Below are 13,135 nucleotides of genomic sequence, written 5' to 3'. Positions count from 1 at the left end.
CCGCGATGACGTACGGCGTGCATCTCAAGGTTTGTACTATTCCTGTGGGAGCGGGCTTGCCCGCGATGGCTTTAGTACAGTCAACGCAAGGCCAGCAGCCCCTGCACCAACGGTTCCAGCTGCAAATCATTTACCGCTTTAACCTGCTCGATCATCGCCACCGGCCAACTCTCAAGCCCCAGACAAGCCCCAAGCATGGCGCCGAGAATTGCCGCGATGGTGTCGGTATCACCGCCCAGACTGGCAGCCATGCACAGCGCTTCGAAGGCACTCATCTCATTAATGGCTACTTGCTGAGCCAGCGCAAACGACACCACCACCGATTCCTGCGAGGCCACCGACGTGCCAATCACGTCGTACAGCAAGTCCGCCAGCAACGCCTTGTCGCTGTCGACGCTGACGCTCCGCGCCCAACTGATCCGCGAAGCGATACGTCCGCCAGCGACCCAGTGGCCATGGCTTTCGGCTTGCTGAGCGATCTGCTGGCCGAGGTTCAATGCCTCGCCCAGGTCCAAGCCGTTGATCCCGGCAGAAACCACCGCCGCCACCGCCGCCGCACTGGCAATTCCCAGCGTGGTGTTGTGGGTCACCTGACAGGCTTGCACCACGGCGCGGATGAAACGTTCGGGATCGGCAACATCGGCCGCAATCCCCACCGGCGTGATGCGCATCGCCGCGCCATTGGTGGTGCCGTGGCGGCCGGCCTCTTCTAGCGAGTGGCCGGCGAGGATCATCTCGATCGCGCGCTTGGTTGAGGGGCCGAGCAAATCCTGCGAGCCCTTGGCCTGCATCCCGGCTTCCCATTCGATCAAGCGCCGGGCCAGCACCGCCGGTTCGATCCAGCCCTCGCCTTCAATCAATAACTGACCTACCAGGATCGCCTGTTCGGTATCGTCAGTGATCGAGCCTTTGGGCATGTTTGCAGCGATCGGTTGATCCGGGCCAGCGTCTTGCAGATCGGTGATCTCGCCGAAGCGCGCCTTGATCTCGGCGCGGCTCAGGGATTGTGTCGGCATGCCCAACGCATCGCCCAGGGCCAGCCCATAGAAGGCGCCCAGCGCACGGTCGAGCGCGGTCATTTTGAAGTTCCAATTTGCAGGTGCAGACGAAAATGCACCGGATCGAGCAGGCTTTCGACCTGTTCCATGAAGCGGTTCTGACGATCGTAAGTGGTGCGCAGGGCCTTGAGGAACACCGTGCCCTCCGGGCGCCCGAGCAATTCGGCGTCTTCGGCATTCAAGGGTTCGGCGCCGATCCACTGATCCCCGTGATCGCCAATGTAGCCGTAGGCGGCCAATGTGATGGTCAGGGAGTCATCGATCAGACCGACTCGCGGCAGGCCTTCCAGGCCTCCGGTGGCGGGCATCAATGAACGTTCAAGGGACACCAGCGTGCCATCGGTGCCGCGACGACGACGGTCGAGGGTGATGAACTGATCGATGCCGAAACGTGGTAGCAGGTCAGGACGGCTGACCGCCTCCAGCCGCAGCACTTCGGTATTGATCAGCGCTCCATTGTCGGCCAGCGCCTGGGCCCAGCCGCTGCGCTGATCGAGCACCACACCGTCGAACGTGACGATGGACCCCACCCCGCTTTGCGTAGCGATGTAGTGGCGCCGTTTCAGTTCGGCCAGGGCTTCACGCAGCGTGCCTCGGCTGACCTTGAATTCTTGAGCCAACTGATGTTCGCCCGGCAATAGAACGCCGTCCTCCATGAGGCCGTTTTCAATGCGCCGGACGAGCTCGTCGAGCACCTGTTGTTTCTTGTCAATTCGTAGCGGTCTAATCATGTACACCTCGGGTGTACCGTCATAGCTGAAACGGGTTGGGGCGAGCAAGGGATATTTTGTGAAAGTGGGTGAAGGATCTTCCAAATGATCGTTCCCATGCTCCGCGTGGGAATGCCTCAATGGACGCTCTGCGTCTGCTGTTGGGACGCGAAGCGTCCCGGGCTGCATTCCCACGCAGAGCGTGGGAACGATCGGTGACACCCCACTCTCACAAAGGAAAATCAGCGTTGTTTCAACCGGTCGATCACCACCGCCAGCAGCAGGATCGAACCACGAATCACATACTGATAAAACGTATCGATATTCTTCAGGTTCATCGCATTCTCGATGATCGCCAGAATCAGCACCCCGGCAATCACATGCCGAATCATCCCGATCCCGCCACTCAGCGATACCCCGCCGAGCACGCAAGCCGAGATCACCGTCAGCTCGAAACCCTGGCCAATCATCGGCTGACCGGAGGTCATGCGCGACGCCAGAATCACCCCGGCCAATGCACCGATCACACCATGTACGGCGAAGATGATGATCTTGGTCCGGTCGACATTTACGCCGGCCAGCAACGCTGCTTCCTGGTTGCCGCCGATGGCCATGGTGTTGCGCCCGTAGGTGGTGTAATTCAGCAACCAGCCGAAAAACAGGAAGCAGACGATGGTGATCAAAATCGGCACCGGCACACCGAACAACTGACCGTTACCGAACACGAAGAACTGCTCCTGCGAAACGCCCACCGCTTTGCCGTTGGCAAAAATGTAAGCCAGGCCACGCACGATCTGCATCGTCGCCAGCGTGGTGATCAACGCATTGACCCGCAGCTTGGCGATCACGATTCCATTGATCAGCCCGACAATCAGCCCCATCACCAGCGCCGCACTCACGCCAAGGAACACGCTGTCGGTGTCGCGCATCACCACCGCCGCGACTACGCCGGCACAGGCAATCACCGAGCCCACCGACAAGTCGAAATGCCCGGACGCCAGGCAATACAACATGGTGCACGCGGCAATCCCGGTAGTGGAAATCGCCAGGCCCAGGCCACGCATGTTCAGTGGCGACAGGAAGTTGTCGATCAGCAAGGTGCAGAGCACAAAGATCCCCACGGCCGCCAGCAGCATCACCCAGTCATCGAGAAAGCGCCGCAAGTCCAGCGGTTTGCGCGGGGTTGGCAAAGCATTGTTTTGGATGGTCATAGTCACCTCTCAGTTCGCCACGTCGGCAGCGCGTTGGCGTGGCAACGCCAGTTGCAGCAGGTTGGATTCATTGGCTTGTTCGCGGGTCAGTTCGCCGCGCATCGCGCCTTCGCAGAGCACCAGGATGCGGTCGGAAATGCCCATGACTTCCATCAGGTCGCTGGACACCACAATCACCGCGATGCCGCTGGCCGCCAGGTTATGGATGATCTGGTAGATCTCGGCTTTTGCACCGATGTCGATGCCCCGGGTGGGCTCGTCGAGCAGCAGGACTTTCATTGGCATCGACAGCCAGCGACCGAGAATCGCCTTCTGCTGATTGCCGCCGGACAGGTACATGATTTTCTGCGCCGCGTTGGGCGTCTTCACCTTCAGCGCCTTGATCTGCTTGTCGGCATTGTCCTTTTCCCACAAGCCGCGCAGCAGGCAGCCGAAGGTGGAATGGGCGCCACGAGCGCTGATGTTGATGTTCTCGGCGACGCTTGCGAGCGGCAGGATGCCTTCCTTCTTGCGGTCCTCGGGACACAACAGAATCCCCGCCGCAATGGCATCGCGCGGCGAACGCAGTTTCAGTTCACGACCGCGCAACTCCAGGCGCCCGGCGGTGTTGCGCGTGAGCCCGCTGAGCATCCGGAACAGCTCGGTGCGCCCGGCCCCGACCAGGCCGAAAAGCCCGAGGACTTCGCCCTTGTGCACCTCGAAACTCACCGGCTCACGCAAGCCCGGCCCCAGTAATCCGTCGACCTTGAGCGCCACTGCGCCGCGCGGACGGCTGCGATAATCGTAGATATCCTGAATGTCGCGACCGACCATGCACGTCACCAACTGATCATGGGTCAGCGCGCTCATGTCCTCGAAGGTGCGCACGAAACGACCATCCTTGAACACCGTCACCGCGTTGCAGATACGGAACACTTCTTCCATGCGATGGGAGACGTAAAGCACCACTTTGCCTTCGTCGCGCAGGCGCCCGATGATCGCCATCAAGCGATCGATTTCCCGTGCCGACAGGCTGCTGGTGGGTTCGTCGAATGCAATCACATGCGCGCCACGGGACAACGCCTTGGCGATTTCCACCAGTTGTCGCTGGCCGAGGGATAGGCGCCCGACTTTCTCTTGCGGGTCGATTTCATCGGCCAGGCCTTTAAGGCAGGCCAATGCCTGTTGCCGCAAAACGCCGCGTTTGATCAGGCCGAAACTCGCCGGTAGATGGCCGAGAAACAGGTTCTCGGCGACGGTCATTTCCGGCACCAGGTGCAGCTCCTGATGGATCACCGCGACCCCGCTGCCAATGCTGTCGGCGGTGGACTTGAAGATCCTCTTCTGCTCGCCGATCTGCAGATCGCCGCTGCTCGGCGTGTAAGCACCACCAAGGATTTTCAGCAGCGTGGATTTACCGGCACCGTTCTCGCCCATCAAGGCGTGAACCTGCCCCGGATGGGCGACGAAGCTGATGCCGTCCAGCGCCTTCACCCCGGGAAAGGTTTTGCCGATCCCGTTGAAGCGCAGGCTGCCGCCAATGCTCTGTTGATCTGTCTGTACTTGTGCGTGCATAAACCCACCTCATCACACCGGTCAGGCAGCCCCGTCGCCAGGGCCGCCGATGAAATCAACCGCGCCTCAGTTCCACAGGCCGATCTTTTCCAGTTCCTGCTTGAAGTTGTCGCGCGTGATCAGCGTAACGTCGTCCATCGCGGTGTATTTCGGCGGTTCTTTGCCGGTGGTGACCCACTCGTACATCATGCTCGCGGTGTTGTAGCCCTCGATGTGCGGGCTCGGCAGCATCGAGCCGAAGAAGCCGCTGTTGGGCTTCTTCAGTTCGCCAATGGCATCGGTGCCGTTGATGCCGATGCCGATCACGTTGGCCGCGGCAAAACCGGCGCTTTCGGTGGCGCGCACGCCGCCCAGCACGGTGTTGTCGTTCATGCCGCCGATGATCAGGTTTTTCGCCGCCCCCGGAAGCTTCACCAAGGCCGAGTTGGTGGCGTCCATGCTGCCCGGTACGTCGAGGGTTTTCAGCGCCGAGAAGAGGATGTGGTCTTTCGGCATACCGGCGTCTTCCAGCGCTTTGACAGAACCGTCAGTGCGTTTCTTACCGGTGTCGAGTTCGTTGTAGGTGTTGATCACCGCGTAAGTGTCTTTCCAGTCCCAGCCGCGTTTTTTCGCTTCGGCGGCCATGGCGGCGCCCTGCTTCTGGCCGACTTCGAAGGCTGCCATGCCGAGGTACGGCACGTCCTCCATGAACTTGCCGCCGGCATCGACGAAACGGTCATCGACGGCAATAACTTTCAAACCGTTGAGCTTGGCCTTGGCCATGATTGCAGGGCCGAGGGAGACGTCCGGCGGGCAGATCACGAAGCCCTTGGCGCCGTTGGCCGCCAGGCTGTCGATGGCCGAGAGGGTTTTCTCGCCGTCAGGCACGGCGATCTTGATGACGGTGAAGCCCTTGTCCTTGCCGGCCTTTTCGGCGAAGGCCCATTCGGTCTGGAACCAGGGCTCTTCCGCTTGCTTGACCAGAAAACCGATCTTCACTTCTTCGGCCGCCAACAACGTACTGCTCAGGCTGACCGCGGTGACCGCCAAAGCGGCACAGCACAGGGAACGGATCCCACGACGACGTTTCATAAGCTGACTCCTTGTTATTTTTTTTGAGCGTTATTTGAAAGCCAATACAGCGGTCGAAGCATGCAGCCAATAGTCATATCGTATGATGATTGGATTTCAAACGTAGTTTCGCGCTTGAAACCCAGGTTATTCAGTCGTGATACATGACCGAGCGCCCACCATCGATGGTGATGCATGAAGCGTTAATGAATGGCGCTTCATCGCTGGCCAGGAACACAGCGGTCATCGCCACTTCAATCGGCTGGCCGATACGCCGCGGAGGATGAAGATCGAAGGCCCGCTGACGTTCGGCATGGGGGTCGGCAAAACCGTTCCAGTAATCGACGTTCAGTTGGGTTTCGATGTAGCCCGGCGCGATGGCGTTGACGCGAATGCCTTTGGGTGCGTATTCGATGCCCAAGGCGCGGGTCAGCCCGAGCAAACCATGCTTGGCCACCGGGTACGGGAAGCAGCCGGGAATGATGTGGGTGGAATGGGTCGAGGCGATGTTGATGATGCTGCCGATGCCTTGCTCGATCATTTGCGGCAACACCGCTTTGCAGCCATACCAGGCGCCGTCCAGGTCGATGGCGAAGCAACGACGCCAGTCTTCCTCGGTCATTTCCAGCGGATCACGGAACACGTTGACCCCGGCGCAGTTGACCAGCACGTCGATCCGGCCGTGAAGTTCGATGGCCAGTTTGGCCATGGCGTGCAGGTCGTGCTGGCGCGACACGTCGGCCTTGATCGCTACGACATCCGCGCCTTGTTCACGCCAGTGCACCGCGACTTTTTCAACTTTCTCAGCCTGGATATCACTGATGATCAGCTTGGCCTGCTGAGAGGCGAAGGTTGCGACAATCGCTTCGCCGATCCCCTGAGCGGCACCGGTCAGCAGCACGACCTTGTTCTTCAGGCGCTCACCCTTGGGCGGTTCGGGCACCGGTGGCAAGGAAAGAGGTTCAGCCATGGATCAACACTCCTGTTCGAAGGCACGACGAAAACCGGACATCTGTCGATGTCCGGTCAGAAAGCTGTTGGGAATAGGCAGGCAGGCGCGAAAACGCCCGAGCGCCGAGGCGGCCTGAAGCACTGACTCCGTAAGGGAGTGCGGTGGAATATCGCTGCATCACTTCACCTGTTTTGTTTTTTTAAGTGTGAGTGCGTGTAACTGATGGGGCCGACTATAAACCCGACCACCAAACAATCTCAATATATAATTTTACATCCCATATTTAGGGATCTATCCAGCAAACCGTTGACAGGCTTTTCCGGGCACATCCACTCGAATCGATAACAGCGCGCCGTCCAGTGGGTGATTGAGCGGACTTGCGGCGCTGGTGATGTACAGGGTTTTGAAGTCTTCGCCACCGAATACACAACTGGTGGGACGACTGACCGGCAGTTCGATCACCCGATCCACATGACCTTCGGGGTTCAATCTGAGTAGACAACTGCCATCCCAACGGGCATTCCATATATAGCCCTCGGCATCCATCGCCGAACCATCGGGGCCGCCGCGTTCGTGGGGGCCAAGCCAGACATAGGCGGTGTCCAGGTTGCCGTCGGTATGGATGAAATGCCGGTAAAGCGTGCTGTTGAGGCTGTCGGCGAAATACAGGGTTGTGCCGTCGTCGCTCCACAACAACGTGTTGGGGATGCCTAATCCTCGTAGCAGCGGCGTGACCCGAGCATCGCGGTCGATGCGAAACAGGCCACCGGACCGGCGCACGACGGGCAAATCTTCGCCCTGCTCACCGATGTTGTTTTGCATGGTGCCCAGCCAGAGCCGGCCCTGGGCATCGCAGCGGGCTTCGTTGGGGCGATTGCCGGGTTGCGGATCGGCGACGCAGAACAAGGTCAGCCGAGGTTCCAGGCCTGGAGAATCCAGATCCAGCCGATAAACCCCACTGCTCAATGTCACCAGGGCATCGCCGCTTTCGCAGGGGATGAACGCGGACACGTGCTCCGGCATCTGCCAGATTTCCACATTGGCGCCGATCAGCCTGAGCGCTTGTTTACCGGCGATATCTACCCAATACAGCGCTTGGGTGGGTGCATCCCAAAACGGGCCTTCGCCGAGTTGCGCACGGTGTCCGGTAACCGCAGTCCACGTCATGAAACCTCCTTTTTATTGCTTTTATGTGGGAGCGGGCTTGTGTGGCGAGGGGGCTTGCCCCCGTTGGGGTGCGAAGCCCCCCTAACAACAGTCACCACGATCTTGAATTTAGAAAGTGTTGACTGGTTTTACGACTGCTTCGCAGTCGAACGGGGGCAAGCCCCCTCGCCACACAGCCCGCTCCCACAGAGTTCGTCTGGTTAGCTGGCCTTTTTGTCGGCCATGACTTGTGGGTAGAAGCGCTTGATCGCCAAGTCCGCGTTATCGATCAGGGTCATGCAAGCCCATACCCCCCGCGCGGCATCCCGGGCGGCGATGGCGTCGGCCATGTCTTTGTGGATTGGCAAGGTTCGGCGCAGTTCGTCCGGGTCTGCGGCAGACACTTCGAAAGACACTGCCAGCAACGCGCCGAGGGCCGGGACCATTTGTTCGATGAATTGATTGTGACTGGCGGCGAGGATGCACTCGTGGAAGAACTGGTCGGCGCGGTTGTAATCGATGCCGCTGTCCACCGCCCGTTCCAGCGCGTTATAGGCCTGGAGTACGGCTTGCACTTGTTCCACCGTCGCCCGCTCGCAAGCCCAGCGCACCGCCATGGGTTCGATGGTGCGGCGCAGATCGAGCAAGTCGTCGACGAAGTTTTCCGGCAAGCCGCTGCGCGACAGCCAGCCAACGACTTGCGGGTCGAAGAGATTCCAGCGCCGCACCGGCAATACCCGTGTGCCAACCTTTGGCCCGACTTCGAGCATGCCTTTGGCCACCAGGGTTTTGATGGCTTCGCGGATGACCGTACGACTGACACCGAGTTGCTCACCCAAATCGGCTTCGACTTTGATGGTTTCGCCGGGTTTGACTTGGCCGGCAGCAATCCAGCACCCCAGCCAGTCGACCGTCGACGCATGAAAACTGCTGGACATGGGTACCTCGTCGACCGGTGATAAAAAACAAACGACACAAAGCCGTTCGCGATGGGTGTCCACGCTAATCATCATATGATTGGGTGTCAATTGGATTTTCAGCTGCCCCGCCAACATGGACATGGCTGTTCGTCCGAATCCTGCTCGAAGCGCTTTGATCCCATCCACTTTGTAAACTACGGTTAGCCGCAACAGATCAGGCAGTCAGCGATCTGCTCCCCTTCAAATCCGCTATTGATAGGTATGAACATGGACATGGATGCGTCTACGAAATACCCCATTGTGTTGGTTCACGGTCTTTTCGGCTTCGATAAAATCGCCGGTTATCCCTACTTCTTCGAAATCGAGGAAGCCCTGGAACGCGCCGGCGCCCAGGTGTTTGCCGTCAATATTCCAACCGTCAACGGTAATGAGGAACGCGGTGAAAAACTGCTCGAACACGTCAACCGCATTTTGCTGGAAACCGGAGCTGCCAAGGTCAATCTGATCGGCCATAGCCAAGGCCCCCTGGCCGCACGCTACGTAGCAGCGCTGCACCCGGAAAAAGTCGCGTCGGTCACCTCGGTCAGTTGCCCCAATCATGGCTCCGAGATTGCCGATCAACTGCATAAGGCACTGACGCCCGGTGAGTTACCCGAAGCGTTCGTACTGGCCCTGCTGGGCGCAGTCGGCACCTTCATTTCGCTGATCAGCGGCCATCCGGAAAACCCGATTGATGCTGAGGCGGCATTCGAATCGCTGACCAGCGCAGGGTTGGCGGCCTTCAATCGCAAGTACCCGCAAGGGATGCCAAAGGTTTGGGGCGGGGAAGGCAACGAAGTTGAAAACGGCGTGTATTACTACTCCTGGAGCGGGATCGTGCAGAACTTCCAAAGTCTGCAACCACTCGACCCGAGTCATTTGAATTGTATCGTGCTATCGAAGCTGTTTTATAAAGAGGAAAACGCCAACGATGGGCTGGTCGGCCGCTACAGCTCGCACTTGGGCAAAGTGATTCGCTCGGATTACCCGATGGACCACTTTGATGCAGTCAATCAGATAGCCGGAGTCGACAGCTGGAACGTGAGCCCGGTCAGGCTCTACCTGGAACATGCAGAGCGACTCAGGAGCAAAGGTTTGTAAGCGAAAAAAAACGGCCCGTTGAAATAACGGGCCGTTTTTTTTACAGCACAGAAGCACAGCGCGTTACGGCTCAAGTCCGATAGGGAAGAATTCGCCACCGCTCCACACGCCTAGCCAACGCTGCCCGTCGATTTCACGGCTCACCGCCAGTTCCACCAGTTGGTAGAACACATTGCGGTGAATCAGTGCTTCAAGGTTGGTGCGCACATGCACGTATGGCGCGGGCTCTTGAGTAACCGGATCGATCACCACGCGCATAGGGTGCTCGGCGCCGGCATCGGCCGTTTCATCAACGTTGGTGGTAAAGCGCAAGACCTGAGCTTCACCCTCGCCTTCGACCTCCACGGCAATCGCCACGAACGGCGCGTCGTCGACCTTGATGCCAACCTTTTCGACCGGGGTAATCAGAAAGTAATCATCGCCATCGCGGCGAATAATGGTGGAGAACAGCTTGACCATCGGCTTGCGCCCGATCGGCGTGCCCAGATAATACCAGGTGCCATCGCGGGCGATGCGCATGTCGATATCGCCGCAGAAGTCGGGGTTCCACAAGTGGACGGGCGGCAAGCCTTTGGTTTTGGGGATTTGCCCCAACAGGTCGTTGGCTTTTTGCGGGCCACTCATGGCGTTCTCCTATGAATTACTGGTCGCTGAGCCCCAGCAGGCTACGAGCGTATTGCTCCAGCGGCGGGCCCAGCAAGTCTTCTGGCTTGTTGTCGTGGAACGTCAGTAAACCGCCACGACTCTTGATACGTGCAGTATCAATCAAATACTGGGTGCTGGTCTCGATCAACATGATTTGAATCACGCCGTTGTCGATGCCGAGGCGATCCACGTGCTCCTGGTCGAGCCATTCGTCCGAGTTGCCGATGCGGTCGTCGGCCTTGGCGAAACGCGTGTAAAGCAGGTAATGGGCGCCGGCGGCACGGGCTTCGCCCATGGCAGCGTCGAGGCCTTCCGGCGCACGGGCGCGGCGGACCATCGGGAAATATTCGATAAAGCCGTTGAAGGCCTCTTCGGCCACCACGTTAGGGCGCGGGTAGGCATTGCCCGGCGGCACGAAAGCACCCTGGGCGATGTAGATAAACGAGTCCGGCTGAATGCGGAAGTTATTCACGCGACGGCTGTCGCTGTGGTCCAGCAGGCCCGCGTCGCTCATGTGGTAGCGAGTCCCTTCGGCCATATCGCTGACATTCATGCAGCCACCAAGCGCCAAAACGGCCAGCAGCAAAACCAGGCTACGCATCCTACCCTCCAGAGGCCGGTGACGGAAAACCGGCGAATGGCCATGGGATGCAGCTTCCGCGCCAGCTCAGGTCATGTGCATTTTCAGGCTGAGAATACAGACCTGTGGCGAGGGAGCTTGCTCCCGTTCGGCGGCGTAGCCGTCGTAGAGCGATGAATGCGCTAATTCTGACGAAACGGGGATTTTTTTTGGGGCCGCTTCGCGACCCAGCGGGAGCAAGCTCCCTCGCCACAGCAAGCTCCCCTCACCACAAGGCCCGATCAGCCGCCGATGATTTTCATGATGGTCGCGCCACCGGAGAACGCCACTTCCTGCTTGTCCCCCAACGCTTTAACCAGCAGTCGCTGCAACGCTGGTAGCGCCTGATGACGAGGCTTGTCCAGCAGGTCGCCGACATAGTGGCGATTGCTCGACGACAGGCAGCCATGCAGCCAACCAGTGGACGACAAGCGTAGACGCGAACAGGTGCGGCAGAACGGAACGCTTTCGTTGGCGATCACGCCGAAGTGGCCCAGCCCCGGAATCTGGTAACGCACCGCCGTAGCATCGACCGGCGCATCGGCCTGAAGGTACTCGTAGCGCTCGCCGATCAGGCTCAGCAACTGCTGAAGGCTGACGAACTGCTGCAGGAAGGCGTTGGAATCGCTGGCCAGATGGCCCATGCGCATCAACTCGATGAAACGCAACTCGTAGCCGCGCTCCAGGCAATAGTCGAGCAGTGGCATCACCTGATCGAGGTTCTGCCCACGCAACGGCACCATATTGACCTTGATCTTCATGCCGGCCGCGGCGGCCTGGCCCATGCCGTCGAGGACGGTCGCCAGATCACCACCGCGCGCAATGCTGCGAAAAGCGCTGGCATCCAGGGTATCGAGGGAAACGTTGATGCGCCGAATACCGGCATCCACCAGCAGTGGCAGCTTCTTCGCCAGTAACTGGCCATTGGTGGTCAGGCTGATATCCGCCAGGCCCATCTGCCCGACGGCGGTCATGAAGGCTTCGAGTTTGGGACTGACCAGTGGCTCGCCACCGGTAATGCGCAAACGCTCGATGCCCGCCGCCTCGATCAGATAGGCCACGCCGCGCGCCATGGCCTCCGCCGACAACTCATCCTGCGCAGCCACCAGCCGCTTGCCGTTGGGCACGCAGTAGGTACAAGCGTAATTGCAGGCTGAGGTCAGACTGATCCGCAAATTGCGAAAACGCCTGCCTTGACGGTCAACGATCATGGATCACTCCGGCGAAAGAAGATTCGAACGCGCAAAACTTGACTCACAAATCAAGTTTTAGCAAGCCCTATGCCTGAGTATATTCCTGCGGTACTGCGCCATGTAGCTAAATCATGGCGCAATAAGGCAACTGAATGGTTCAGCTGCTCGGCGTGTCGGTGTCGCGCTTGCGTTTGTTGCCCATGCGCACGCCGATGTCCATCAGGAACTGGAAGAAACCTTCCTGATCTTCCAGCACGTTGCTCCAGAACGGCGAGTGATACAGCGCCACGGCGCCGTGCACCAGCGCCCAGGCCGCGCAGTAATGGAAGTAAGGCGGCACGTCTTCGAGCTTGCCTTCGCTGATCCGGCCCTTGATCAGCAGGGTCAGGCGTTCGAAGTTCGAGGCGCGGATCTTGTGCAGTTCCTCGACCATCTCCGGCACCTGGTTGCCCTTGACCACCTTTTCTTCCAGGCGATCGAACAACCGATAGCGTTGCGGATCGCGCATGCGGAATTCGAAGTAGGCCCTGGACAGGGCTTCCTTGTCCTTATCGACATCGGCCGAATGCAACAGCTCGTTCAAATCGCGCTCGTAATCGAGCATCAGGCGCAGATAGATCTCCGCCTTGGATTTGAAGTGCTTGTAGATCGTGCCTTTGCCGATACCGACGGCATCAGCAATCATCTCGACGGTGACGCTGTCTTCACCTTGTTCGAGGAACAGCTTGAGCGCGGTATCGAGAATTTCTTGCTCGCGGCGACGAAACTCACGGACCTTACGAGGTTCTTTATGCATAAGAAAAGGTCTGTAGGGGTCAAAATTCGAAGCCGCGTATTATGCCTAACTTACGCCAAAATGCACGGATCATCCGACCATATATGTGTTTCTTGATGAATTCGAACACCCTCGTCGGTTGATGAGAACTCAACCGAAGCG

The 13,135-nt window shown here is 59.0% G+C and carries 13 protein-coding genes; 1 reads left to right on the top strand and 12 read right to left on the bottom strand.

Going from position 1 to position 13,135, the window contains the following annotated elements; all coding sequences use genetic code 11:
• Nucleotides 1-80: 80 nt before the first annotated feature.
• From KGB18_RS08525 to KGB18_RS08490, 8 genes are all read right to left on the bottom strand, one after another.
• Entirely contained in the window at nucleotides 81-1,079 is a 999-nt protein-coding gene (locus KGB18_RS08525) for an ADP-ribosylglycohydrolase family protein (RefSeq protein WP_223569676.1), read from the bottom strand.
• Nucleotides 1,076-1,789, bottom strand: coding sequence for a GntR family transcriptional regulator (locus tag KGB18_RS08520; RefSeq protein ID WP_123723093.1), 714 nt, complete (start codon nucleotides 1,787-1,789; stop codon nucleotides 1,076-1,078). The genes KGB18_RS08525 and KGB18_RS08520 overlap by 4 nt, the downstream gene beginning before the upstream one ends.
• Before the next feature lie 221 nt (nucleotides 1,790-2,010).
• On the bottom strand, nucleotides 2,011-2,979 hold the full coding sequence (gene araH / locus KGB18_RS08515) for an L-arabinose ABC transporter permease AraH (RefSeq protein WP_123357792.1): 969 nt from the start codon (nucleotides 2,977-2,979) through the stop codon (nucleotides 2,011-2,013).
• A gap of 9 nt (nucleotides 2,980-2,988) precedes the next feature.
• Nucleotides 2,989-4,533 carry an L-arabinose ABC transporter ATP-binding protein AraG gene (araG, locus tag KGB18_RS08510; RefSeq protein WP_223569675.1) on the bottom strand — a complete coding sequence of 515 codons (1,545 nt, stop codon included), beginning with the start codon at nucleotides 4,531-4,533 and terminating at the stop codon, nucleotides 2,989-2,991.
• A 66-nt stretch (nucleotides 4,534-4,599) separates the two neighbouring features.
• Nucleotides 4,600-5,604, bottom strand: a complete 1,005-nt coding sequence (locus KGB18_RS08505; RefSeq protein ID WP_008012080.1) for a substrate-binding domain-containing protein — start codon at nucleotides 5,602-5,604, stop codon at nucleotides 4,600-4,602.
• Nucleotides 5,605-5,734: 130 nt separating this feature from the next.
• On the bottom strand, nucleotides 5,735-6,553 hold the full coding sequence (locus KGB18_RS08500) for an SDR family oxidoreductase (RefSeq protein WP_201060649.1): 819 nt from the start codon (nucleotides 6,551-6,553) through the stop codon (nucleotides 5,735-5,737).
• A 273-nt stretch (nucleotides 6,554-6,826) separates the two neighbouring features.
• Nucleotides 6,827-7,702, bottom strand: coding sequence for an SMP-30/gluconolactonase/LRE family protein (locus KGB18_RS08495; RefSeq protein ID WP_123723090.1), 876 nt, complete (start codon nucleotides 7,700-7,702; stop codon nucleotides 6,827-6,829).
• A 200-nt stretch (nucleotides 7,703-7,902) separates the two neighbouring features.
• The gene (locus KGB18_RS08490; RefSeq protein ID WP_050683259.1) at nucleotides 7,903-8,619 is read right to left on the bottom strand and encodes a FadR/GntR family transcriptional regulator; all 717 of its coding nucleotides are present in this window, start codon (nucleotides 8,617-8,619) and stop codon (nucleotides 7,903-7,905) included.
• 249 nt (nucleotides 8,620-8,868) lie between these two features.
• On the opposite strand from KGB18_RS08490, the gene KGB18_RS08485 reads away from it, so the two are divergent.
• Nucleotides 8,869-9,741: an esterase/lipase family protein gene (locus KGB18_RS08485; protein ID WP_123723247.1), complete on the top strand. Its 873-nt coding sequence runs from the start codon at nucleotides 8,869-8,871 to the stop codon at nucleotides 9,739-9,741.
• Nucleotides 9,742-9,804: 63 nt separating this feature from the next.
• Here KGB18_RS08485 and KGB18_RS08480 read toward each other — a convergent pair whose 3' ends face one another.
• The 4 genes from KGB18_RS08480 to KGB18_RS08465 form a co-directional block, all read right to left on the bottom strand.
• On the bottom strand, nucleotides 9,805-10,365 hold the full coding sequence (locus KGB18_RS08480; protein WP_008067797.1) for a DUF1285 domain-containing protein: 561 nt from the start codon (nucleotides 10,363-10,365) through the stop codon (nucleotides 9,805-9,807).
• Between the two features lie 16 nt (nucleotides 10,366-10,381).
• Nucleotides 10,382-10,987 (bottom strand): DUF4823 domain-containing protein, encoded by a 606-nt coding sequence (locus KGB18_RS08475; RefSeq protein ID WP_007903975.1) that lies wholly within the window; start codon nucleotides 10,985-10,987, stop codon nucleotides 10,382-10,384.
• Nucleotides 10,988-11,247: 260 nt separating this feature from the next.
• Nucleotides 11,248-12,216, bottom strand: coding sequence for a GTP 3',8-cyclase MoaA (locus tag KGB18_RS08470; RefSeq protein ID WP_095055312.1), 969 nt, complete (start codon nucleotides 12,214-12,216; stop codon nucleotides 11,248-11,250).
• Between the two features lie 139 nt (nucleotides 12,217-12,355).
• The gene (locus KGB18_RS08465) at nucleotides 12,356-12,994 is read right to left on the bottom strand and encodes a TetR/AcrR family transcriptional regulator (RefSeq protein ID WP_007942012.1); all 639 of its coding nucleotides are present in this window, start codon (nucleotides 12,992-12,994) and stop codon (nucleotides 12,356-12,358) included.
• Nucleotides 12,995-13,135: the final 141 nt, after the last annotated feature.

The organism is Pseudomonas sp. BF-R-26, from assembly GCF_019947395.1.
In the GTDB taxonomy this organism is placed as follows: Bacteria; Pseudomonadota; Gammaproteobacteria; order Pseudomonadales; family Pseudomonadaceae; genus Aquipseudomonas; species Aquipseudomonas farris.
Note: the sequence above shows the minus strand (reverse complement) of the source record. Positions and strands in the feature narration are given on the sequence as shown.

What these genes read in the sequence shown, in the direction of transcription:
- KGB18_RS08525 (WP_223569676.1), bottom strand. Translation starts at nt 1,079, where the DNA reads ATGACCGCGCTCGACCGTGCGCTGGGCGCCTTCTATGGGCTGGCCCTG.
- KGB18_RS08520 (WP_123723093.1), bottom strand. Translation starts at nt 1,789, where the DNA reads ATGATTAGACCGCTACGAATTGACAAGAAACAACAGGTGCTCGACGAG.
- araH (WP_123357792.1), bottom strand. Translation starts at nt 2,979, where the DNA reads ATGACCATCCAAAACAATGCTTTGCCAACCCCGCGCAAACCGCTGGAC.
- araG (WP_223569675.1), bottom strand. Translation starts at nt 4,533, where the DNA reads ATGCACGCACAAGTACAGACAGATCAACAGAGCATTGGCGGCAGCCTG.
- KGB18_RS08505 (WP_008012080.1), bottom strand. Translation starts at nt 5,604, where the DNA reads ATGAAACGTCGTCGTGGGATCCGTTCCCTGTGCTGTGCCGCTTTGGCG.
- KGB18_RS08500 (WP_201060649.1), bottom strand. Translation starts at nt 6,553, where the DNA reads ATGGCTGAACCTCTTTCCTTGCCACCGGTGCCCGAACCGCCCAAGGGT.
- KGB18_RS08495 (WP_123723090.1), bottom strand. Translation starts at nt 7,702, where the DNA reads ATGACGTGGACTGCGGTTACCGGACACCGTGCGCAACTCGGCGAAGGC.
- KGB18_RS08490 (WP_050683259.1), bottom strand. Translation starts at nt 8,619, where the DNA reads ATGTCCAGCAGTTTTCATGCGTCGACGGTCGACTGGCTGGGGTGCTGG.
- KGB18_RS08485 (WP_123723247.1), top strand. Translation starts at nt 8,869, where the DNA reads ATGGACATGGATGCGTCTACGAAATACCCCATTGTGTTGGTTCACGGT.
- KGB18_RS08480 (WP_008067797.1), bottom strand. Translation starts at nt 10,365, where the DNA reads ATGAGTGGCCCGCAAAAAGCCAACGACCTGTTGGGGCAAATCCCCAAA.
- KGB18_RS08475 (WP_007903975.1), bottom strand. Translation starts at nt 10,987, where the DNA reads ATGCGTAGCCTGGTTTTGCTGCTGGCCGTTTTGGCGCTTGGTGGCTGC.
- KGB18_RS08470 (WP_095055312.1), bottom strand. Translation starts at nt 12,216, where the DNA reads ATGATCGTTGACCGTCAAGGCAGGCGTTTTCGCAATTTGCGGATCAGT.
- KGB18_RS08465 (WP_007942012.1), bottom strand. Translation starts at nt 12,994, where the DNA reads ATGCATAAAGAACCTCGTAAGGTCCGTGAGTTTCGTCGCCGCGAGCAA.